The sequence below is a fragment of the Puniceibacterium confluentis genome, assembly GCF_007923445.1.
Taxonomy (GTDB): domain Bacteria; phylum Pseudomonadota; class Alphaproteobacteria; order Rhodobacterales; family Rhodobacteraceae; genus Puniceibacterium; species Puniceibacterium confluentis.
Genome location: NZ_VOJI01000002.1, coordinates 47747 through 69851 on the forward strand (window position 1 = coordinate 47747; position 22105 = coordinate 69851).

Genomic DNA, 22105 nt, shown 5'->3' on the forward strand with positions numbered 1-22105 from the left:
GCCCTGCCGGGGTCTGCCGTCAAAGCCCCTTTGCCCGATAGCTTGCCGCGACTTTTCCAATCGACACCAGATAGGCCGCTGTCCGCAGATCGGTCACATCCGCCCGGCCATGCCAGACCTCGCGCATGGACTGATAGGCGATGCGCATCGTGTCATCGAGCCCCGAACGCACCAGTTCCAGTTCACCGGCACCGCGCAGGTACTTCTGCTTGAAATCCGGGCTCAGGCTCCAGGTCTTGCCAAGAGAATCCGAGATTCTCTCCAGTTCATCCACCACCAGCTGGTGGCGCGACTCTTCCTGCCGCCGCTGCATGCGCCCAAAGCGGATGTGGCTCAGGTTCTTGACCCATTCGAAATACGACACGGTCACGCCGCCTGCGTTGGCGTACATGTCCGGAATGATCACCGTCCCCTTGTCGCGCAGGATCTCGTCGGCGCCGGCGGTGATCGGACCGTTTGCAGCCTCGATGACCAGCGGCGCCTTGATGTTGTGGGCATTGCCCAGGTGGATCACCCCTTCCAGTGCAGCCGGGATCAGGATGTCACATACTTCTTCCAGAACCTTTGCGCCCTTGGCGTGATGTGTCGCATCGGGGTAGTTCGCCACCCCGCCATGCTTGATGATCCAGTGGCGGACAGCCTCGACGTTCAGACCCTTTTCGTTGAACAGGGCGCCGTCATGTTCGATGATCCCCGTGACACGGCAGCCATCCTCTTCGCTCAGGAATTTGGCGGCGTGATATCCCACATTGCCCAGCCCCTGCACAATCACCCGCTTGCCATCCAGGGATCCCGAAAGTCCGGTCTTGGCGACATCTTCGGGGTGACGGAAAAATTCCTGCAACGCATACTGCACGCCGCGCCCCGTCGCCTCGACCCGACCGGCGATGCCGCCTGCGTTCAGCGGCTTGCCGGTGACACAGGCCCTAGCATTGATGTCGGTGGTGTTCATCCGGGCATACTGGTCAGCGATCCAGGCCATTTCACGCTCCCCGGTTCCCATATCGGGGGCGGGAACGTTTTGTGACGGGTGGATCAGGTCGCGCTTGGCCAGCTCATAGGCAAATCGCCGGGTGATCAGTTCCAGCTCGTGTTCCTCGTATTGGCGCGGGTCGATGCGCAGGCCGCCCTTTGATCCGCCGAAAGGCGCTTCGACGAGCGCACATTTATAGGTCATCAGCGCCGCCAGCGCCTCGACCTCGTCCTGATTTACTCCCAAAGCATAGCGGATACCGCCTTTTACCGGCTCCATATGTTCGGAATGGACCGAGCGGTAACCGGTAAAGGTCTGTATACCTCCTCGCAGTCGCACCCCGAACCGCACAGTGTAGGTTGCATTGCAGACACGAATTTTTTCTTCGAGCCCGGGGCTCAGATCCATCAGCGCCACCGCGCGCGTGAACATAAGGTCTACGCTTTCGCGAAAGCTCGGTTCGTGGGTGGGTGTGGCTGACATGATTGGTTCTCCAGTTGCAGATGCGGGCAGCGACTCAGCTGTGCCTGTTTTCCGTGCAACCAGACTAGGCCAGATGACTTTGGAAAAGACCCCCAATTGTGGCAAAGCAAAAAGTCCCGATTTCAGGGGATGTGATCACGCAAAGGTCGCGATTGTCGCCCTCCGGGAAACAGAAGGCCCCGAACCGTTTAGAATGTCCTAATACATCCGAAATTTTAAGAAAATAGCGCCTTGTTTCGCCCAAGTTTGGCCACTTTGGGCCGCCATATATGGCCCATGAAACTCTGTCAGTGGTGGGGCGAGTTCCCGGAGTGTTACCGGGAGGAAGGTTACGGATGCACATATGAAACCTGCTCTTAAAAAACGACCTGAAACGGGTGTTTTCGGGTCGCCGCTGACGGGCCTGGGCCGTGTTTTGCCGTTCATCAAGGATGAATCCGGCGCCATGACCTATGTCGGCGTTACCGGCGCAATCGTTCTGATGATCATGGGCGGTATGGGGATCGACATGATCCAGACCGAACTGAAGCGGAACAAGATCCAGAACACTCTGGACCGCGCGGTATTGGCGGCTGCGGATCTGGATCAAATGCTGGATCCGGCCGAAGTTGTCACCGACTACATGAACAAGATGAACCTCTCGGGTGCCCTGACGTCTGTCACCGTCGACAGTGGTCTCAATCACAAGACAGTCACTGCGGACGCCTCGATCAGCAATCCGGCCAACTTTACCAAGATGCTGGGCATCGAGAGCATGCGCGCCGATGGTCTGGCCCAGGCGGAAGAGCGGATTTCCAAGGTCGAAATCTCCATGGTGCTCGATATCTCGGGGTCCATGGCCAACAACGAAAAGCTCGTGCGCCTGAAGTCGGCATCCAACACCTTTATCGACACGGTGCTGGGCAGCGATACCCAGGATCTCATATCGATCTCGTTGGTGCCCTATTCCGAACAGGTCAACGCCGGCCCGCTGCTCACCAGCCAGATGAACGTCAACTGGGTGCATGGCTACTCGCACTGCCTCGAGTTTCCGGAATCCGAGTTCAACTCGACGGCTCTGAACACCTCGATGCAGTATCAGCAGATGCAGCATTTCCAGTGGAACTATTTTGGCGACAACACCCGCACCGATACGGTTTGCCCGCGGTATACCTACGAGCGGATCAGTCCGTTCAGCCACAATGCGACCGCGCTGAAGGCACAGGTCGCGCAACTGCAGCCGCGTGCCGGAACGTCGATCTTCATGGGGATGAAATGGGGCGCCGCCCTCCTGGATCCCTCGACCCGCAACATGACCAGCAACCTGATTGCAACCGGCAAGGTCGACAGCATCTTTCAGGGACGTCCCGCCGCTTTCGACGATGTCGAGACGCTCAAGACGGTTGTTCTGATGACGGACGGCCAGCATGACCGCTCTTTCAGAATACAGAACTGGGCCTACGACTCGGCGAGCGAAATCGCGCAGTGGGACAACTACAACCTGTGGTATTACCTCCAGCGCAACGTGTCATCGCGCAACTGGGGCCAGTTCTACACCCAGAAGTACAATGCCGCTCTTGGCGACTCCCTGCTCGACAGTGTCTGCGACGCGGCCAAGGCGAACAACATCGTTATCTGGTCCATCGGCTTCGAAGTCACCGACCACGGCGCATCTGTGATGCAGAACTGCGCGTCCTCCCCCGCCCACTTCTTCCGGGTCGAAGGCGTCGAGATCGAAGAGGCCTTTTACTCCATCGCCCGTGCGATCAACCAGTTGAGGCTCACACAATGATCCGCTCCTTTAACAAAACCCTCCGTCGCTTCCGCGACACCGAGGAGGGGTCCATGGTGGTCCCCTTCGCGCTCTGGCTGCCGCTGTTTGTCGGCCTCATCCTGTCGGGCATCGAACTCGGCGCCGTCACCATCCGCCACACGGCGCTGGAACGGGCCCTTGACGAAACCGTCCGCGATGTCCGGCTTGGCACAGGCACCAACTATACACACGACTCGCTCAAGACCGAGATCTGCAACACCGCGGCGATCCTTCCGGACTGCACCAACAAGCTCAAGCTCGAGATGGTCAAGATGAACGTCCGCTCCTGGGTCGATCCCAACCGGACAGCGGATTGCATCGACACCGCGTTGCCGGTCAACCCTGTGCGCAGCTTTACCTATGGCCGTGACAACGAGCTGATGCTGCTGCGCGCCTGCTACAAGTACTCGCCGATTTCACCGGCCGGAGGCCTGAGTTCTGCACTGCGCCAGGATGATCAGGGCTTCACCGCCATCGTGTCCACCTCTGCCTTTGTGCAGGAACCGAGCTAAGGAACAGGTTATGCTGAATATTCTTACCTCCCGCCTGCGCCGTTTCCGCGACGATACGCAGGGTTACATCACCGTCGAGGCGATGATCATCCTTCCCGTCCTGCTGTGGCTGTTCGGCGCCTCCTGGGTCTACTTTGACGTCATGCGCCAGCAGACGGTCAACCAGAAGGGCAACTACACCATCGGCGACATGATCAGCCGCGAAACCGATGCCGTGACCGACGCCTATATCGACAACTCCCGCAAGCTGCTTTACCTGCTGGACAAATCGCAAGGCAACGAGACCGACCTGCGCGTCACCGTGGTGTCCTACAAGGCCAACAACGACCGCTACGAAGTGTTCTGGTCGGAGTCGCGGGGGGCCTATCCCCCGCTCACCACCGGCGATCTGGTGGCCTACCGGGATCGTCTGCCGATCATGGCCAACGCCGACCAGGTGGTCGTGGTCGAGACATGGGACGACTACAACCCGGTGTTCAGCGTCGGACTGGATGACTTCCGGATCAAGACCTACTCGTTCACCCGACCGCGCTTTGCGCCGCAGGTTCTGCACGCAGACATGGTCAAGGGCAACAACGGCTGGGGCAACGGCGATCAGGATGCGCCCGGCGGCTCGCTCTGCAACAACAACGCGGAAAATGCCACCAACTGCACAAACGACTCCGGTCAGGCCAATGTCGAGCCCGCGAAGAAAGAAAAGAAGACCTGATAAGGCTAGCTGTCGGGCCGGTCGTCAGACCGGCCCGACGCCCGCGACCAGGGCGGCGATCACATCGGCCATCGGCCGTGTCTGCGACCCGGGCGTGACACCGCCCACCGCAACCCGCCGCCCGAGCCGCCACCAAAGTCCCGGCCGCCAGCTTCGCGCCAGCGGCCGTTTCAGTATCAGGGTGAACCCGTTCGACGGCTTCATCGCAAAGACGCCGCGGTCGATTTTTTCGATATCGGCGATCCGCGCCAGCACCGTGCCTTCGGAGTCGCGCAGCTCGTGTGCGGTCAGTTGCAGGATCAGGGTCGTGGCCTGCATCAGCGCATACCCCAGCCACAGCGCGCAGGCCCCCAGCAGCACCAGAAAGATCTGCCAGCCCGCCGACGGCGGCGTCGCCGCGGCGACATAGATCAGAAACCCGCCAAGAAACCACAGCATCCCGACACCCAGAACGCGCCGTGGCCCCGAGGCGCTGACCTCTGCCAGAATCCGTTCATCATTCATGTCCGACCCTCCATTCGCTGCGGACGCTCTACAGGGGAACGGCGCAAGGGGGAACTGCTAAGGTCGACCGGACCCGCTCCGCCGCACACGCGCCGCCGGGCAGACAGCAAGAAGCCCGGACATCGCTGCCCGGGCCTGTCGGTTCACACGTCGGGGAAATCAGAATGGGCTGTCGGGAAAATAGAAGCTTTCCGCGTTTTCCGGCGTGATGATCTGGCTGCCGATGATAAAGCGGCCCGACACCGGCGTGGCCGACACCAGACCAAGGGCGGTCAGCTCGATCGCGGTCGCAATCTGGGCCGGCGGGTAGGTCACGTTCACCGGAAGCTGCGGATCACCGTCCATGATGCGCTTGATGATCTCTTTCATCCCGGCACCGCCGACGACCCACATGTCGGCGGACCGGTCGGCCTGCGCGATCGCCTCGAGCACACCGATGGCCATGTCGTCATCCGCCGCCCAGACCGCGTCGATGTCATCATACTTGGACAGGAAATCCTGCATCACGTTGAACGCGTCGTCGCGGTTCCAGTTGCCGTGCTGCATGTCCAGCACGTTGATCCCCGAGCCATCGATGGCGGCGGTAAAGGCGTCCACCCGTTCGTTGTCCAATGTCGTCGGAATGCCGCGCAACACGACGATGTTGTCGCCGGCCTTAAGGTTCGCCGCGAAATATTCGCCCGCCGTGCGACCGAACCCGGGGTTGTCACCGGCGACATACAGATCCTCGATGCCCGGCACCGACAGGCCCCGGTCCACCACCGTGACCCAGATCCCCGCCTCCTTGACCGCCTGCACAGGCGAGGTCAGCGGCTCGGATTCGAACGGCAGCACCACCAGCGCGTCGATGTTGCGGGTGGCGACCATGTCTTCGATGTCGTTGACCATCTTGCCGGCGTCTCCCGCCGTCGCCAGCACAAAGCTGAGCTGCGGATAGGTCGCTTCGAGCCGCTTGATGCTGTCCTGGGCGTGATAATTCAGCCCGCCCATGAAGCCATGTGTGGCCGAAGGGATCGCCACACCGATGGTGTAGGTCTGATCCTGTGCGACAGCCGGTCCCGCCGCGAGCGCGAGGCCCAGTGCAGCGCCCTTGAAGATATCTCTGCGTTTCATAATATTCCTCCCAAATTGCCGCTCAATCTGCGGACTTCCCTTCCCGCTGCAAAACCACAGCGAGGATGACGATGACCCCCTGGATCGCACCGTTGAGATACGGGCTGACGATCGAGGCGAGGTTCAGAATGTTGTCGATCAGGCTCAGTATCAGCACCCCGACGACGGTGCCCCAGACCCGGCCAAAGCCGCCCTTGAGCACGGTCCCGCCGATGATCACGGCGGCAATGGCCTCAAGCTCCCACAGGGTGCCGGTCGACCCCGATGCCGAGCCGAGGCGCGGCACATACATGATGGTGGCCAGCCCGACCAGCATGCCGAGCAGGACATATGTGCCCATGCGGACCCGGTCGACCTTGACGGCCGAGTATTTCGCGACCTGTTCGTTGGCGCCTAGGGCTGCGCAATGGCGTCCAAACGGGGTGTGGCGCATGGTCAGTTCGCCCAGAACGGCGACAATGGCAAAGACGATGATCGGCCAGCTGACGCCCAGAAGACCGTCGTAATAAACCGGGCGGTAAAACCCGCGCGCGGCAAAATCGAGGCTCAGCGTGCCGCCATCGGCCAGCCAGGTGACTAGGCTGCGGTAGATGCCCATCGAGCCCAGCGTGACAATGAAGGCTTCGATCCCGACCTTCGAGATCAGAAAACCGTTCAGCAGCCCCGCCGCCAGACCTGCGAGCAGTGCCACACACATGCCCGCAAGGATCAGCGGCACGCCGACGCCCAATGTGGGGATCATCGCGTTCATCGCCATGATCATCACCCCGGCCACAAAGGCCGCCATCGAGCCGACGGACAGGTCGATGCCCCCGGCGGTGATCACGAAGGTCATGCCCACGGCAATGATGCCGATAAAGGCCGAGCGGGCCAGCACGTTGGTGACATTGCCATAGCCGAGAAAGTTCGCGTTCAGCGACGCGCCCAGGACAATCAGCGCGACAAGCGCCAGCACCGGTCCCAGAACATGCAGGTTCAGACGGCGGCGCGGTGGCGCGGCGGAGGCGGTTGTATCACTCATGCTGTTTCCCTTTCTGCGCCGACACCCATGGCAAGCCGCAGGATCGCGTCCTCCGAGATGGCAGTCCCGGACAACTCTCCGGCGATATGACCGCGCCCCATCACGATCACCCGCGCGGCGAGGCCAATCACCTCGGGCAGTTCGGACGAGACGACGATGACGCTTTTGCCCCTGGCGGCCAGGGCGGCGATGAAATCATAGATCTGCTGCTTGGTGCCGATGTCGATGCCGCGGGTCGGCTCGTCGATGATGACGATCTCGGGCTCTGCCAGCATGGTCTTGGCCAGCAGCAGTTTCTGTTGGTTGCCGCCCGAAAGACTGCCTGCGGCCATGGCGCGGTCGTTCACCCGGATATCGAAGTCGTGGATTGCCGTGGTCAGGGCGGCATCCTCGGCCGACTTGTCGATGCGAACCGTCCCGAACCTGTCCAGCGCCAGCAGGGTCAGGTTTTCGGTCAGGTTCTTGCCCAGAAGCAGGCCTTTGTCCTTGCGGTCTTCGGTGAGGTACACCAGCCCGGCCTCACGCGCGGCCAGAACCGAACCGGGTTTCAGCGGTTTGCCCAGCACCGCGACCTTGCCGCTCGCGGGACGCAGACCGACGATGCCCTCCATCAGTTCCGTGCGCCCTGCCCCGACCAGCCCGGCAAAGCCCAGAACCTCGCCCCGGCGCAGGGTGAAAGAGGCATCGCGCACCCGGCCCGGCACGCTGAGGTTCTCGACCTTCAGCACAACTTCGTCCTGCGGCACAGGCTTTGCCGGAAACAGGTCGCTGAGTTCACGGCCCACCATCGCGGTGGCCATGGCGTCCTCGGTGAATCCTGCGGCGTCGCGGGTCAGGATATGCCTGCCATCGCGCAGCACGGTCACCCGGTCGGCAATGCGGCGGATTTCGTCCAGCTTGTGCGAGGTATAGAGGATCGCCGTGCCGCTCTCGCGCAGCCTGTCGATCTGTTCCAGCAGGATGTCGGTCTCGCGGTTGGTCAGCACGGCGGTCGGCTCGTCCATGATCAGCACGCGGGCGTTGCGTCCCAGGGCGCGGGCAATCTCGACCATCTGCCGGTTCGGCACCGACAGGTCGCGGATACGGCTGCGGGGGTCGACATGGCAATTCAGGCGCACAAGCAAGGCGCGGGCCTCGTCCTGCATCGCCTTGTGATCCAGGAACGGCCCGCGCATCCTTTCGCGGCCCAGAAAGATGTTCTCTTCGACGGTCAGTTGCAGGGCGAGGTTGAATTCCTGATGGATCATCAGGAGCCCCTGCGCCTCGGCCTGTTTCTGGTCACTGAACTGAACCGGCTGGCCGTCCAGGAACAACTGACCTTCGGAAGGTGCCAGATATCCGCCGAGGATTTTCATCATCGTCGATTTGCCGGCGCCGTTTTCGCCGATCAGGGCATGCACCTGCCCCGGCACCAGGTCGAAATCGACGCCGTGCAGCACCTGGATCGGCCCGAACCGCCGGATGATCTGCTGCGCCGACAGAATGGCGGTCACAGCGGCACCCATGCGGCGTTGCGCTTTGACGACCGCACGCAGGCCTCGACAAATGCCACCCCTTCAACCCCGTCCGAGATGTCGGGGTAGGTCACACCTTCGGGCAACGCCGCCCCGGTACGATGCGCCCGAATGGCCTGTGCCGCTTCCGCGTACAGGTTGGCGAAGGCTTCGAAAAACCCCTCGGGATGGCCGGGAGGAAGGCGCGACACCCGCCCCGCCGCAGAACCGGTCGCGCCAGAGGCGCGGGTCACCACCGTCGTCGATCCGCCCAGCGGCGTGACCCGCAGCTCATTGGGGTTCTCCTGCCTCCATTCCAGTCCGGCTCTGGTGCCATAGACCCGCAGGCGCAGGGCATTCTCGCTGCCCGACGCCACCTGGCTGCACCACAGCATGCCCCGCGCGCCGCCCACGAAGCGCAGCATCACATGGGCGTTGTCGTCCAGTGCCCGGCCCGGAACAAAGCTTTGCAGATCGGCGGCCAGCGCCTCGGGGGCAAGACCAGTGACAAAACGCGCGAGATTGAAGGCATGGGTGCCGATGTCACCCGTGGCCCCCCCGACGCCGCTGCGCGCCGGATCGGTCCGCCAGTCGGCCTGCTTGTTGCCGGGATCCGGCACCTCGCCCAGCCAGTCCTGGGCATATTCGACCTGCACCAGCCGGATATCGCCCAGGTCGCCGCGCGCAACCCGCTCTTTCGCCTCGCGGACCAGCGGATAGCCGGTGTAATTGTGGGTGAGGACAAAAAGGGCATCGGCATTCGCCGCCGCCACCTGCATCTTTTTCGCATCCGCCAGCGTGCCGGTCAGCGGCTTGTCGCAGATGACATGAATGCCCCGCTTGAGGAACTCTCGGGCGACAGGCAGGTGCATGTGGTTCGGGGTCACGATGGCGACCGCTTCGATCCCGTCCTTGATCCGCGCCTCGCGCCTGGCCATGTCACTGTAGCTGCCATAGATCCGGTCGTCGGGAAGCCCGAGGTCAAGGCCGGAGGCGCGCGCCCGTTCCGGCGTCGAGGCCAGAGCCCCGGCCACCAGTTCGTAGTGACCGTCCAGGCGCGCCGCCACCCGATGGACCGCGCCGATCAGCGCCCCCTGCCCACCGCCGACCATGCCCAGGCGGATAGGGCCGCTGCGGTCTGCGAACCGGCTCATCGGTCCAGTCCCAGCATCTTGCGGTTGGCCGCCTCGTCGGTGCCGCCCGCGGCAAAATCATCGAAGGCATGTGGCGTCACGCGGATGATGTGATCGCGCACGAATGCCGCCCCCTCGCGGGCACCGTCTTCGGGGTGCTTCAGGGCACATTCCCATTCGACCACGGCCCAGCCGTCAAAATCCATCGCCGCGAGCCTGGAAAACACCGCCCCGAAATCGACCTGTCCGTCGCCGAGGCTGCGGAACCGGCCCGCGCGATTGACCCAGGATTGAAAGCCGCCATAGACGCCCTGTCGCCCGGTCGGATTGAACTCTGCGTCCTTGACGTGGAACATGCCGATCCGTTCGCCGTAGATGTCCAGATTGTCGAGATAATCGAGACATTGCAGCACATAGTGGCTCGGATCGTAGAGCATTTTCGCCCGCGGATGCTGGGCAACGCGATCCAGGAACATCTCGAAGGTGACGCCGTCGTGCAGATCCTCGCCCGGGTGGATCTCGTAACACAGGTCGATGCCCTGGTCTTCGGCGTGGTCCAGCAGCGGACGCCAGCGGGTGGCCAGTTCGTCAAAGGCCGTCTCGACCAGCCCGGCCGGACGCTGTGGCCAGGGGTAGACATAGGGCCAGGCCAGCGCACCGGAAAAGGTTGCGGCGGCAGAAAGGCCGAGATTGCGCGACGCGGTGATGGTCTTTTTCACCTGATCGACCGCCCAGGCCTGCCGGGCGGCGGGGTTGCCGCGCACCGACGGGGCGGCAAAGCCGTCAAAGGCCGTGTCATATGCGGGATGCACCGCGACCAGCTGGCCCTGCAGGTGGCAGGCAAGCTCGGTCACGGTGATGTTGTTCTCTGCCGCCTGACCTTTCCAGGTGTCGCAATAGTCCCGGCTCGTCGCGGCCGCATGCAGATCTATCAGCCGGTTGTCCCAGCTGGGCACCTGCACGCCGGCATACCCGCAGTCCGCAGCCCAGCGGGTGATCCCGTCCCAGGTGTCAAAGGGCGCTGTGTCCCCGGCGAACTGCGCCAGAAACAGGGCCGGACCCTGAATCGTTTTCATCTGATCCTCCCCCGCGCCTCTTTCGGGCGCATCTTGACGATGTAATCGTTTGCAGCGAGACTGACAAAAGATGAAATCGTTTACAACAGATTTTTTCGCCGCCATTCTCCGCGCCGAAAGAAAGGGTGACGATGGACAGGAAAACCGCGACCATTCAGGATGTTGCCCGTGTTGCCGGTGTCTCGACCGCCACGGTGAGCCGGACGCTGTCAAAGCCATCCGTGGTCGCCGAATCAACCCGCGAGGCGGTTCTGAGTGCCGTGGCCGAGACCGGCTACCGGATCAACTCCACCGCCTCGAACCTGCGCCGCCAGCGCACCGGCAGCGTCATCGCGCTGATCCCCAACCTCGCAAACCCGTTTTTCTCGCAGATCCTGGCGGGCATGTCCTCTGTCCTCGCCCCGGCGCAGCTGGGCCTGCTGGTGGCGGATACGCAGACCGGCACCGACCCCGAGGCGCGGCTGGCGGATTTTCTCCAGTCCGGTCAGGCCGACGGGCTGGTGCTGTTCGACGGCACGATGTCGCCCGGGGCGCTGGATCTGCCGGGGCGTCCGCCCGTGCTCATGGCCTGCGAATGGATGGGGGGTGATCTGCCGTCCATTCGGGTGGACAATGCCCGGGGCGCGGAAATGGCGGTGGCGCATCTGGCTGACGTCGGGCACCGCGCCATCGGGCATGTGACCGGTCCGCCGGGCAATGTGCTGACCGAAACCCGGCTGTCAGGCTTTCAGCGCGGCCTGACCCGGCATGGGTTGCAGGCCCGCGCGGACTGGGTGTTCGGCGGCGATTTCAGCATGGATTCCGGGGCGGCGGCGGCGCGACGTTGGCTGGCACTGGACGACAGGCCAACCGCGCTGTTCTGTGCGTCGGATGAAATGGCCATCGGGTTCATGGGGGCCGTGCAGCACGCCGGCATCCGCGTGCCCGAGGATCTGTCGATTGTCGGCTTTGACAACATCGACGTGGTTGCGCATCTGACCCCTGCCCTGACCACGATCCGCCAGCCGCGCACGGTCATCGGGGTGCGCGCCGCCGAACTGCTGGTGGACATGATCGACGCCGGCAGCCTGACCGGCCCGTCCGAGGTGGTCGAGGTCGAATTCATCCCGCGCAAAAGCGTGGCGCCACCCCGCGCCGCACGCGGCTGAGACCTGTGCCCCGGGGCTAGGTCGGCAGGGTGACCAGGTGGTTGTCCCAGGCCCGCGGCGCGGCAACAAGCGGCGACAGGGCGCCGCCCTTGATCCGGCACAGCCCGCCGAGGCCATCGGTGGTGAGGAATCCGCCTGTCGCCGGACCGACACCAGAGACATCGGCGCGGTTCAGCATCCCGACGAATTGCCCGGCCGCCTCAAAGACGCACACCACGCTGCCATGCGGCGACGTCAGGGCGATATGCGCGCCGTCCCCGCTGAAGGCGATACTGCCGGCATAGCCCTTCATCCGCGTCTGTTGCGCCTCGGGGGCCGTCGCCAGAACCGGAGGCGCGCCGCGCCGGTGCAGGCCCAGGAGCGGCGGCGCCAGCGCGGCGGGATCTTCGGATTGCATGGCAAAGGCAACCAGCCCGTCCGCACGCAGGGCAAGGTGGCGGATCGAATTGCGGTGCAGATCCGCCGCCAGCGTGACCTGTTCCAGCAGCCTGCCTCCGGCGCTGACATAACTCAGGTTCGGCTGCATCGTGTCGAGGTTCAGCTTGCTGCGCTCATCGTTCAGCGCGGTATGGATGCCGCCATTGGCCACAACCAGATCTTCCGAACCCGGCAGGCGGGCGATTTCGTGCGGACCGATGCCGTGGCTGGCAAATTCACCGATGCGGCGAAAGCCGCGGGTGGTGTCCCATTGGCCGATCAAGCCCCGCCCGGACCCGGCCACGATTTCAGAGGTGTAGAGCACGTCGCCCGCAGCCGAGAAGGCGCCGTGCCCGTTGAAACGCCGCCCCTCGGGCAGATCCAGCTGGTGCAGCACCCGGCCGTCGGCGCAGTCGATCACCAGTGCATAGGTGCCGGGACGGCGGGCAAAGGCCACGGCTAGCGGCTGGTGCGGGTGCCCCGCCGCCGCATGGCCCCGGGCTGGCAGCGGCACACGAAAGGTGTCCCGCCCCGCGACGCTGAGACCGAACAGGGCATACCCGCCCCCCGGTTCCCGCGCCGCCGCCAGATAGCGCGGGTTGCCCGCGTCCGCCCAGCTCAGTGTCGGCAGTGCCGATGCGGCGAGAAGTGATGCGATAAATTGGCGGCGTGATCCCATGTCAGTCGCCGTCACCGGCGTTGAAACCCTTGGATACGCCCAGGGCGGGACCGACTTCGGCCAGAACCGCGACCTCGATCGCCTTGATGGACTGCTGCAGGATCTCGACCTTCAGCCGGTCGCCCGGGTCGCTGACACCGGCAAAGGACGGATCGTCCAGAGCGGCGGCTGCCCAGGCCGCGCCGTCAAACGCGGCATCGGTCTCGGGCAGCGGCACATCGACCAGCGTGTCAACAAGCTGTTGCAGGGCCTGTACCGACAGGGTGACGTTTCGCAGCGACCGGGCCGAGCGACGGGCCTCTGCACGGTTGGGCCGGGGGCGGTCAAAGCTGCCGAGGGGGCGGCCCAACCGCTCGTTTGCAGTGAACTCCAGCCCGGCCACAAGGTTGGTGAACAGCACCTGCAGACCTTCGTTTTCGGACAGGTAGACGGCATTGCCGGGCGCCCCGGCGCCGCGCAGGGTATCGGCAAACCCTCCGTGCCAGTCCTCTGAAACCACTGCCGCAATCTCTGCCAGATCGCGGGTCGCCATGCGGATCAAATCGCAGGTATAGGGATCCTGCGGCTGGAATTGCGGGTCATAGAGCAGAAATTCCAGCGCAAAGAGACCGCGGGCCGCGACCGATACCTCCTTGAACTCTTCCGGGTCGCCGACAACGGGATCGCGGTCGGCGACAAGCCGTGCCAGGCTGCGCGGCGTCATGCCCTTGTCATCCGGCCAGAAGGCGATGATGACCGACCTGCCCTGTTCCTCGACTGGACCAAAGCGCAGGTGGCTCACCGCCATCCAGGCGTCGAAGGCGGCGTTCCACTCTGCCCTCAGCGGGTCCGGGTCGCAGCCGTCGGCGGCCGCCCTGGCCAGCGTCGCCGTGGTGTCCGCGAAAGCCGCATAGCCGGGCAGGATGTGCGCATCCACCACCCGGTCCAGGTCGGCGGCCACCGGACCGGCGGCCGAGGTCAGGGCGAAGAGGGTCGCAAAAAGGTGTCTCACAGGCTCTCCAGGTATCTGATCAGGGCTGCACGGTCGGCGGGCGGCATGTCGATCACCTGCTGTCTGTGCGGCAAGGCTTCGCCGCCGTGCCACAGTACCGCTTCCAGCAGGGTGCGGGCGCGGCCGTCGTGCAGATAGCTTTGCTGACCGCTCACGGTCTGGGTCAGACCGATCCCCCAGAGCGGTGCGGTGCGCCATTCGCTGCCGGTGGCCCGGCCCTCGGGGCGGTTGTCGGCCAGTCCCGGCCCCATGTCGTGCAGCAACAGGTCGGTATAGGGCCAGATCAGCTGAAAACTCTGTTCCGGCTGGCCGCGCAGACGGGCGGTGACAAACTTCGGTTGGTGGCATGCAGTGCAGCCCGTGTCGTAGAACACCTGCTTGCCGCGCAGCACCTGCGGATCGGCGACATCGCGCCGTGCAGGCACCCCGAGGTTGCGGGCGTAAAAGGTGACGAGGCCCAGACCATCGGCGCCGATCTCGGTGGCCTCGGGGCTGCCGGAGGTGCCGTCGGGAGCGGCGCGGCAGTCGGTCTGAGCCTCGGTGCAGTCGCCGAACGCCGCCGGAAAGATCGGCGACGAAATGCCGATGTCGCCGGCAAAGGCCGCAGCGCTTTGTTCGCGCACTGTCGGGGCGCCGGCCTTGAGCCCGAAACGGCCCAGCATCGGGCGGTTGTGTTCGAACGACCAGACCTTTTGCGCCCGCCCCGAGATGCCGTCGCCATCGGCGTCATCGGGGTCGGCCAGCGCCAGGATGTCCCCGGCTGCAATCGCTTCCAAAAGGCCAAGGCCGATCATCTGCGGCGCCACGCGTGGTGACAGCATTGCACCGGGCGCAAGTGGACCATACCCCAGATCCGCGGCGCGGTAGGTCGGCACCCGCAAGACGGCCGTTTCACCACCCGACAACGCCAGAGTCTGTTCGGTGTAGCGGACATCGAAACGGTATTCGGCAGCATGACCCGCGGTGGCGAAATCCTGCATCTGTCCGCCATAGACCGGGTCGGGCCGGGTGCGCGGGCTGTCGTCACCGATGCCGGCCAGAAAGGCCTCGATTTCGCTCAGCGGGGCATCCTGGGCCGAGGGCACCGAGACCCGCAGAAAGATCGACACCGCGTCATCCTGCGGCCCCTCCGGCGGATGGCCGCGCCCGTCCTTGAGATGGCAGGCCTGACATGAGCGTGCATTGAACAGCGGCCCCAGACCGTCCGACACCAGCGTCGACGACGGCGACGACACCCAGAGCTTGCGGAACAGCCCGTCGCCGACCTTGAAGTCCAGCTCGCGTTCGAACGCCATGTTGCCCGAGGCCTGCGAAAACGCATCCGCCGTGGTCCTGGCACGCACCGTGGCCCCGCCGCCGGAATTTGCCTCGAACGGTTCCGGCGCGCTGAAATCCGCGGTCAGTCGGGTCACGTCACGAATGCGGGCGATTTCGGCGCTGGTGCGGGGCACCTCGTCCAGGTGCGCCGCCGCGACATCAGGCGGCGTCTGCGAATGCGCAAGCGGCACGAGGCTGAAGCTCAACAACAGGGCACCGATCATGACAAGTTGCAGACGGGAAAGCGGGCTCATGGCGAACAGACCGTGTTGGTAGCCCGCCCGGGTGCGTTCCGGGCGGGACGTGAAACTGGGGAACAGATGTGGTGCGGCATCCCGGGGTTCAACGGGACGGACCGCCGCACCCTTCTGCGCTTACTGGAACACTGCGTTCACATCATCCAGACTGTCCGACCCTTCGAGCGTGATTCCGCCCAGATCCAGCGCCGTCACCACCCGTTCTATCGACCGGGTCTGCGCCACCAGCGCCGCGACCGCCGACATCACCAGTTCTTCGCCCGCATCGTTGCCGCGCGCGAGCATCATGTCGTAGGCCATGCCGTTCCTGGTCGCATCGACGATTTCCGTCATCTCAACCATCGTGGCGTCCAGATCAGTGCGCAACTGTGCGTCCGCCGGGGCGTTGACCTCGGCCACCAGATCGGCCAGCGACGCACCGGAAATCTGGGTGCCGTCACTCCGCGTGTATTGCCCGAGATAGGCCTGCCGGATGCCCAGAGCGTCGTAGTAATGGCTCCACTGCGTGGTGTCCGAGAAACAGTCGTGCTCTTCTTCCGGATCGTTGAGCAACACGCCCAGTTTCATCCTCTGGCCCGCCAGTTCACCGTAGGACAACGACCCCATTCCGGTGAGTATCGCCTGAAGGCCCGCCGCCTCGTCGCCGGTCAGCGTGGTGCGGGCCGCGCCGTCGGGCGCCCACTGCGCGACCATCCATTCGAGATCGGACAGCAGCAGATCCGACGCGGCGCGCAGATAGTCCGCCCGACGGTCGCAATTGCCGTTGGTGCAGTCCGCACCAGCCGCATAGTCGGTCCAGGGACGCGCACCTGCCCCGGCCCCGGTGCCGTTCAGATCCTGCCCCCAGAGCAGGAACTCGATGGCGTGATAGCCGGTGGCGACATTCGCCTCGACGGCGTCCGCTTCCTGCAGGGTCTCCTCGAGCAGCGCCGGCGTGATTTCGGCGGCGTCCACGGTCTGACCGGACAGGACAAAGCTGGGATTGGCGATCACATTCAGCGCGGCAATGGCATTTTCATCCGTCGCACCACCATAGGAGGCATCCACATAGTCGATCAGCCCCTCGTCCAGCGGCCAGGCATTCACCCGGCCTTCCCAGTCATCGACGATGGCATTGCCAAAGCGGTAGACCTCGGTCTGCATGTAGGGCACCCGCGCGGCGATCCAGGCTGCGCGCGCCTCGGCCAGAGTCTGTTCCGACGGGGCAGTGATCAGCGCCGAGATGGCGTTCTTCAGGACCTGCGCCGTGGTCAGGCTGTCGGAGTATTTGGCCTCGGCAATGTCGGCGTAGGTGGCAAGCACCTCGGATGTTTCAACAGCCATGACCGGTGCGGCGGTCAGGACGGTCGTGGCCAGACCGGCCAGGAGGATGCGTGTCATGTGGAACCCTTTCCGTGAGAAGCTGGGCGTTTGGCCCTGTGCGCGACGGAATCGCGATGCCCGCAACCTGACCAAAACAGTCAGGGTTGTCAAACCTGATAATTTTACTCGGTATTAGGGCTTCGATTCTGACACGGGCCGCCCCCGCGCACCCTGCAACCGCGCCGCGCCGACCCAACTCAGCGCCACCATCAACGCCGCCGTCCCGAGGCACAGTGGCAAACCGCCCAACTGATAGCTCAGTCCCGACAGCAGCGTTCCCATGAGACGCCCGGCGGCATTGGCCATGTAGTAAAACCCGACATCCATTGTGACCCGCGCCCCGGTGGAAAACGCCAGTATCAGGTACGAATGCAGCGCCGAGTTCACCGCAAACACCGCACCGAACAGCAGCAGCCCCAGGATCAGCGCCACGGTAAGCCCGCCAGAGGGCGCGCCGCCAAGCCACACCAGCAGCGCCAGAACGGCGGGGATCACCGCAAGGCCGGCCGCCCAGTGGCGCGCGGCATGGATGATCTCGGCCTCGGGGCGGGTATCCGCGTGCAACAGCTTTGGCGCGGCGGCCTGCACACCGCCGTACAGCACCGTCCAGACCGCCATGAAGCTGCCTATGGTGAAAAACGCGGCGCGGTTGCCTTCGGGGCTGCCATCCGACAACACGGCGTAGAAATAGATCGGTATCCCGACCACGAACCAGACATCGCGGGCGCCGAACAGGAATACCCGCGCCATGCTCAGCCAGTTGATGTTGGCGTTGCGCGAAAAAATCTCTCTGAATTTCGCGTCCTTGCGACCGGTAGGCAATCCGGTCGGCATCTTCAGGACGACCGCCAACAGGATCAGCGCCAGCACCGATGCCATGCCCAGAACCGCCGGCACGAACCCGGCAAGCGCCAGCAGGACCGCCCCCAGCAAGAAGCCCAGCCCCTTGACCGCGTTCTTCGACCCCGTCAGCAGCGCCACCCAGCGGAACAACCCGCCCTGACCATCGGGGGCCAGCAGCTTGACGGCTGACTTGGCACTCATCTTGGCCAGATCCTTGGCCACGCCCGAGGCGCCCTGCACCAGCATCACAAACACGACCGAGGCCGCAATGCCCCAGGCAGGATCCAGTTGCGCCAATGCCAGAAGCGCTGCGACCTGCAAGCCAAGTCCGGCGTAGAGCGTCGAGGTCAGCCCGAACCGCGCCGCGATCCAGCCGGCACTCAGGTTGGTGACGATGCCGGCCAGTTCATACAGCACAAACAGATAGGCGAGCTGGACCGGCGTGAACCCCAGGGCGTGGAAATGCAGCAGCACCAGCATCCGCAGCGCGCCGTCGGTCAGCATGAACGCCCAGTAGGCCGCGGTCACGGCGATATAGGCGGAGAGCCCTTCGGGTCGGCTCACAACCGGTCTCCGACCATGCGGGCGACGTCGACCAGCCGCTGGGCATAGCCCCATTCGTTGTCATACCAGGCATAGATCTTTACCTGCGTGCCGTCCGTGACCATGGTCGACGGCGCGTCGATGATGCAGGAGCGCGGATCATTGGTGTAATCGGTCGACACCAGCGGGCGGACCTCATAGCCCAGAATGCCTTTGAGCGGAGCGGTTTCGGCGGCTGCGGCGAACAGGGCGTTGACCTCTTCGGCGCTGGTGGCGCGGCTGACCTCGAACACGCAGTCGGTGAGCGAGGCATTGAGCAGCGGCACCCGCACTGCATGGCCGTTCAGCTTGCCGGTGAGTTCCGGATAGATCAGCGTGATCGCGGTGGCGCTGCCGGTGGTCGTCGGGATCAGCGCATTCAGCCCGGAACGGGCACGACGCAGATCCTTTCCAGGACGATCGACAATGGTCTGCGTGTTGGTAATATCATGGATTGTCGTTATCATTCCATGTTTTATGCCGATATTCTCATGTATCACCTTTACGATCGGCGCCAGGCAATTGGTGGTGCAACTCGCCGCCGTCACGACGTCATGCATCGCAGGGTCATAGCTGTCGTGATTCACGCCAAAGACGATGTTGGCGACCGCAGGATCCTTGACCGGCGCCGAAACGACAACCTTTTTCACCCCGGCCGCAAGGTAGGGCGCGATCCGATCCATCGTCTTGAAATAACCGGTGCAGTCGATCACCACATCGACGCCCGCGAGCGGCAGGTCGTCAAGGTTGCGGGTCTGCAAACAGGCGATACGGGTGCCGTTGATGGTTATGCTGTCAGCAGCATGTGAAAACTCCGCAGGCCAGCGCCCGTGGACGGTGTCAAATTCCAGCAGATGCGCCTGCATCATCGGATCGCCGACGGCGTCGTTGACAAAGGCGATCTCGGCCCCGCTTTCCAGCAGGGGGCGAAGCGCCAGCTTGCCCATGCGGCCAAGCCCGTTAATGGCGTAGGTTGTCATTGTATTTCCTTGGTATCATGCGACATCTGGTCGACGCTGTGTTGCAGGGAATTGCGGTCCATCGCGCCAATTGGCAGCGCCGCAAAAGCACTGATGCGGTTGCTCAGAGCGCCGTAGACCTGCTGGAAGGCCAGCATCTTCTCGGCCTCAGTGCCCTGTACCCGGGCCGGATCCGGCTGGCCCCAGTGCCCCGAGATCGGCTGACCCGGCCAGGCGGGACAATCCTCGTTCGCGGCGCGGTCACAGACGGTAAAGACAAAGTCGAAGTTCGGGGCGCCGGGGCTCTGGAATTCGGACACATGTTTGGCACGCAGCTGCGAAGTGTCGTGCCCCTTGTCGGCCAGCATCCGCACTGCAACGGAGTTCAGGTGCGACGCCGGAGTGGTGCCGGCCGAGTAGACTGCAAAGCGCTCCGGCGCCAGGTCGCGCAGCAGGCTCTCTGCTATGACCGAACGGGCGGAATTGCCGGAGCAGATGAATAATACATTGTATACCCTTGTGGTGTCTTCATTTTTTTCAATTCCGAAGGCAGCACGGGATAGACATGTTTCTGGCCGCGAGCGGCAACAGTCCTCGAAGAGGAAGCCGACCAGTGCGTCAGCGGACCGGGTGTCGGCACGGTACAGCCGCGAGGTGCCCTTTGCCGTCTGAGTGATCAGCCCGGCCTGGCGCAGCGCCCCGAGATACACCGAAAGCGTCGAGCCCTTGAGCCCCAGAGCGGCCGCAATCTCGCCAGCGGCCACGGCATCGGGGTAACGCCGCATCAATAGCCGGAACACCGAAAGGCGCTGCGCATGGCCGAGGGCGGCAAGTTGTTCGAGAATCTGCTTTTCCATATTTCATGGATATATGAAATAGATGACAGATCCATGACAGAACGCGCCGAAATGCGGCGTGCTCCGCCTCCGGGCCGAATTTACGACAGAATTTCGAACCGGGTTACATCCACCATGCCGCGATCAGTGATCTTGAGCGCCGGAATCACCGGCAGGGCCAGGAATGCAAGTTGCAGGAACGGCTCTTCCAGGGTCACGCCCAGGTCGCGGGCAGCGGCGCGCAGCCCGCTGAGGGCGTCGCGCACCACCTCGAACGGCTCAAGGCTCATCAGGCCGGCAACCGGCAGCGAAAGTTCGGCCAGAACCACACCGTCGCGCACGACGACAAAGCCGCCTTCGAGCGCGCTCAGCCGGTTGGCGGCCACAGCCATGTCGGCGTAGTCGACGCCCACGCAAGCGATGTTGTGATGGTCGTGACAGACCGTCGAGGCGATGGCTCCGGCCTGCAACCCGAAGCCGCGCACAAAACCGGTGGCGATGTTGCCGTTCTTGCCATGGCGTTCGATGACCGCAATGCGGGCCAGGTCGCGGGCCGGATCGGGAAATTTGTCGCCGTCCCGGATCGGGATGTCTTCGTGAAGGTGGTCGGTCAGGATCTGCCCCGGACGGATGCCGATGACATCCGTGTCGGTGCGGTTGGCACGGGCACGGAATTCCGACGGCACGACCTCCGGTGCGCGCACGGAATTGCGCCCGACCGGTGCGATGATCTCCCGCGCGGCAAAGGCGGTGTCGTTCACCACCCTGCCCGCACAGAGCACCATCTGCGCATGGCACCCTTCGAGCGAATCGATCACGACGATATCGGCACGCTTGCCCGGGGCGATCATGCCCCGGTCCTTCAGACCGAACGCCTCGGCGGCCGACAGAGACGCCGCGCGGTAGGCGGCCAACGGCGGCGTACCCAGGGCGATCAGCGTGCGGATCATATAGTCGAGATGACCATGTTCGGCGATATCCAACGGGTTGCGGTCGTCGGTGCACAGGCACATGTAGGGTGCGCTGCGCTCGGTCAGCAGCGGTTGCAGGGCATGCAGATCCTTGGACACCGACCCCTCGCGGATCAGCACGCGCATCCCCTTGCGCAGTTTTTCCAGGGCTTCGGCGGCGCTGGTCGCTTCGTGCTCGGTGCGGATGCCGGCGGCGATATAGGCGTTCAGATCGCGCCCGGTCAGCAGCGGACAGTGACCGTCGATATGGCCGCCCTCGAACAGCGCGAGTTTCTTCATCGCCTCGGGCTCGCGATGGATCACGCCGGGATAGTTCATGAATTCGGCCAGACCGATGGCCGAGGGGTGCCCCATCAGCGCCGCAAGGTCATCGGCCAGAAGTTCGGCCCCGGCGGTTTCCATATGTGTGGATGGCACGCACGAGCTGAGCTGGACGCGGATGTCCATCACCGTGCGCTCACTGGCGGCCTGAAAATAGCGGATGCCCTCTGCTCCGACGACATTGGCAATCTCGTGCGGGTCGCAGATGGCAGTGGTGACGCCGCGCGGCGCAACACAGCGATCAAACTCGAACGGGGTGACCAGCGAGGATTCGATGTGCAGGTGGGTGTCGATGAAGCCTGGCACGAGGGTAAGACCACTGACGTCGATCACCTGCACCGCGTCATAGTCGGCGCAGATTCCCACGATGGTATCGCCGCAGATGGCAACGTCTCCGGCCAGCATCTCGCCGGTCATCAGGTCGAACACCTGCCCGCCGCGCAGCACGGTGTCGGCCGGTATGTCCCCACGTGCCTGCGCAATGCGCCGGGATAGCTCGGCCATGTCATGCCCCTGTCTGTTGTGCAGCGTGTCGCCGTTTCATGCGCCAGCAGACCCGATCCGGGGACCAAGGACAAGGGGCCGAAGGCGCATGACCCGGGGCCACAGTCAG

At 64.0% G+C, this 22105-nt stretch carries 19 protein-coding genes; 4 read left to right on the top strand and 15 right to left on the bottom strand.

What is annotated here, in order from left to right:
• Positions 1-19: 19 nt before the first annotated feature.
• The gene (locus FOY53_RS02920) at positions 20-1456 is read right to left on the bottom strand and encodes a Glu/Leu/Phe/Val family dehydrogenase (RefSeq protein WP_146585555.1); all 1437 of its coding nucleotides are present in this window, start codon (positions 1454-1456) and stop codon (positions 20-22) included.
• A gap of 343 nt (positions 1457-1799) precedes the next feature.
• On the opposite strand from FOY53_RS02920, the gene FOY53_RS02925 reads away from it, so the two are divergent.
• From FOY53_RS02925 to FOY53_RS02935, 3 genes are read left to right on the top strand one after another with little or no spacing between them, the layout of a single operon-like run.
• A complete protein-coding gene (locus tag FOY53_RS02925) occupies positions 1800-3227 on the top strand; it encodes a TadE/TadG family type IV pilus assembly protein (protein WP_146585557.1) in 1428 nt (475 codons plus the stop codon).
• A 53-nt stretch (positions 3228-3280) separates the two neighbouring features.
• Positions 3281-3760, top strand: coding sequence for a TadE/TadG family type IV pilus assembly protein (locus FOY53_RS02930; protein ID WP_246107259.1), 480 nt, complete (start codon positions 3281-3283; stop codon positions 3758-3760).
• Positions 3761-3770: 10 nt separating this feature from the next.
• Positions 3771-4469, top strand: coding sequence for a TadE/TadG family type IV pilus assembly protein (locus FOY53_RS02935; RefSeq protein ID WP_146585561.1), 699 nt, complete (start codon positions 3771-3773; stop codon positions 4467-4469).
• 24 nt (positions 4470-4493) lie between these two features.
• On the opposite strand, the gene FOY53_RS02940 is transcribed toward FOY53_RS02935, so the two are convergent.
• The 6 genes from FOY53_RS02940 to FOY53_RS02965 all read right to left on the bottom strand — a co-directional run bounded on the left by FOY53_RS02940 (position 4494) and on the right by FOY53_RS02965 (position 10809).
• Positions 4494-4973 carry a hypothetical protein gene (locus FOY53_RS02940; protein WP_146585563.1) on the bottom strand — a complete coding sequence of 160 codons (480 nt, stop codon included), beginning with the start codon at positions 4971-4973 and terminating at the stop codon, positions 4494-4496.
• Positions 4974-5132: 159 nt separating this feature from the next.
• The gene (locus FOY53_RS02945; RefSeq protein WP_146585565.1) at positions 5133-6086 is read right to left on the bottom strand and encodes an ABC transporter substrate-binding protein; all 954 of its coding nucleotides are present in this window, start codon (positions 6084-6086) and stop codon (positions 5133-5135) included.
• A gap of 22 nt (positions 6087-6108) precedes the next feature.
• Positions 6109-7107: an ABC transporter permease gene (locus FOY53_RS02950; protein ID WP_146585567.1), complete on the bottom strand. Its 999-nt coding sequence runs from the start codon at positions 7105-7107 to the stop codon at positions 6109-6111.
• Positions 7104-8600, bottom strand: a complete 1497-nt coding sequence (locus tag FOY53_RS02955) for a sugar ABC transporter ATP-binding protein (RefSeq protein WP_246107260.1) — start codon at positions 8598-8600, stop codon at positions 7104-7106. Before FOY53_RS02955 ends, FOY53_RS02950 begins: the two co-directional genes overlap by 4 nt.
• Positions 8597-9754 carry a Gfo/Idh/MocA family protein gene (locus FOY53_RS02960; protein ID WP_146585571.1) on the bottom strand — a complete coding sequence of 386 codons (1158 nt, stop codon included), beginning with the start codon at positions 9752-9754 and terminating at the stop codon, positions 8597-8599. Before FOY53_RS02960 ends, FOY53_RS02955 begins: the two co-directional genes overlap by 4 nt.
• A complete protein-coding gene (locus FOY53_RS02965) occupies positions 9751-10809 on the bottom strand; it encodes a sugar phosphate isomerase/epimerase family protein (RefSeq protein WP_146585573.1) in 1059 nt (352 codons plus the stop codon). Before FOY53_RS02965 ends, FOY53_RS02960 begins: the two co-directional genes overlap by 4 nt.
• Positions 10810-10940: 131 nt before the next feature.
• Here FOY53_RS02965 and FOY53_RS02970 point away from each other — a divergent pair, with 131 nt between their 5' ends.
• Positions 10941-11957, top strand: coding sequence for a LacI family DNA-binding transcriptional regulator (locus FOY53_RS02970; protein WP_146585575.1), 1017 nt, complete (start codon positions 10941-10943; stop codon positions 11955-11957).
• 16 nt (positions 11958-11973) lie between these two features.
• Here the strand turns inward: FOY53_RS02970 and FOY53_RS02975 are convergent, their stop codons facing one another.
• The 8 genes from FOY53_RS02975 to ade all read right to left on the bottom strand — a co-directional run bounded on the left by FOY53_RS02975 (position 11974) and on the right by ade (position 21996).
• Positions 11974-13053, bottom strand: a complete 1080-nt coding sequence (locus FOY53_RS02975) for a DUF1513 domain-containing protein (protein ID WP_146585577.1) — start codon at positions 13051-13053, stop codon at positions 11974-11976.
• 1 nt (position 13054) lies between these two features.
• Positions 13055-14044: an imelysin family protein gene (locus FOY53_RS02980; protein WP_146585579.1), complete on the bottom strand. Its 990-nt coding sequence runs from the start codon at positions 14042-14044 to the stop codon at positions 13055-13057.
• Complete coding sequence (locus FOY53_RS02985) at positions 14041-15615, bottom strand: di-heme oxidoreductase family protein (protein ID WP_246107261.1); 1575 nt, start codon at positions 15613-15615, stop codon at positions 14041-14043. The genes FOY53_RS02980 and FOY53_RS02985 overlap by 4 nt, the downstream gene beginning before the upstream one ends.
• A gap of 120 nt (positions 15616-15735) precedes the next feature.
• The gene (locus tag FOY53_RS02990) at positions 15736-16998 is read right to left on the bottom strand and encodes an imelysin family protein (RefSeq protein ID WP_146585581.1); all 1263 of its coding nucleotides are present in this window, start codon (positions 16996-16998) and stop codon (positions 15736-15738) included.
• A 114-nt stretch (positions 16999-17112) separates the two neighbouring features.
• Positions 17113-18387 carry an organoarsenical effux MFS transporter ArsJ gene (gene arsJ, locus FOY53_RS02995; RefSeq protein WP_146585583.1) on the bottom strand — a complete coding sequence of 425 codons (1275 nt, stop codon included), beginning with the start codon at positions 18385-18387 and terminating at the stop codon, positions 17113-17115.
• Positions 18384-19385 carry an ArsJ-associated glyceraldehyde-3-phosphate dehydrogenase gene (locus tag FOY53_RS03000; RefSeq protein WP_146585585.1) on the bottom strand — a complete coding sequence of 334 codons (1002 nt, stop codon included), beginning with the start codon at positions 19383-19385 and terminating at the stop codon, positions 18384-18386. Before FOY53_RS03000 ends, arsJ begins: the two co-directional genes overlap by 4 nt.
• On the bottom strand, positions 19382-20221 hold the full coding sequence (locus FOY53_RS03005) for an arsenate reductase/protein-tyrosine-phosphatase family protein (protein WP_146585587.1): 840 nt from the start codon (positions 20219-20221) through the stop codon (positions 19382-19384). The genes FOY53_RS03000 and FOY53_RS03005 overlap by 4 nt, the downstream gene beginning before the upstream one ends.
• 80 nt (positions 20222-20301) lie before the next feature.
• Positions 20302-21996 (bottom strand): adenine deaminase, encoded by a 1695-nt coding sequence (gene ade / locus FOY53_RS03010; protein WP_146585589.1) that lies wholly within the window; start codon positions 21994-21996, stop codon positions 20302-20304.
• Between the last annotated feature and the right edge of the window lie 109 nt (positions 21997-22105).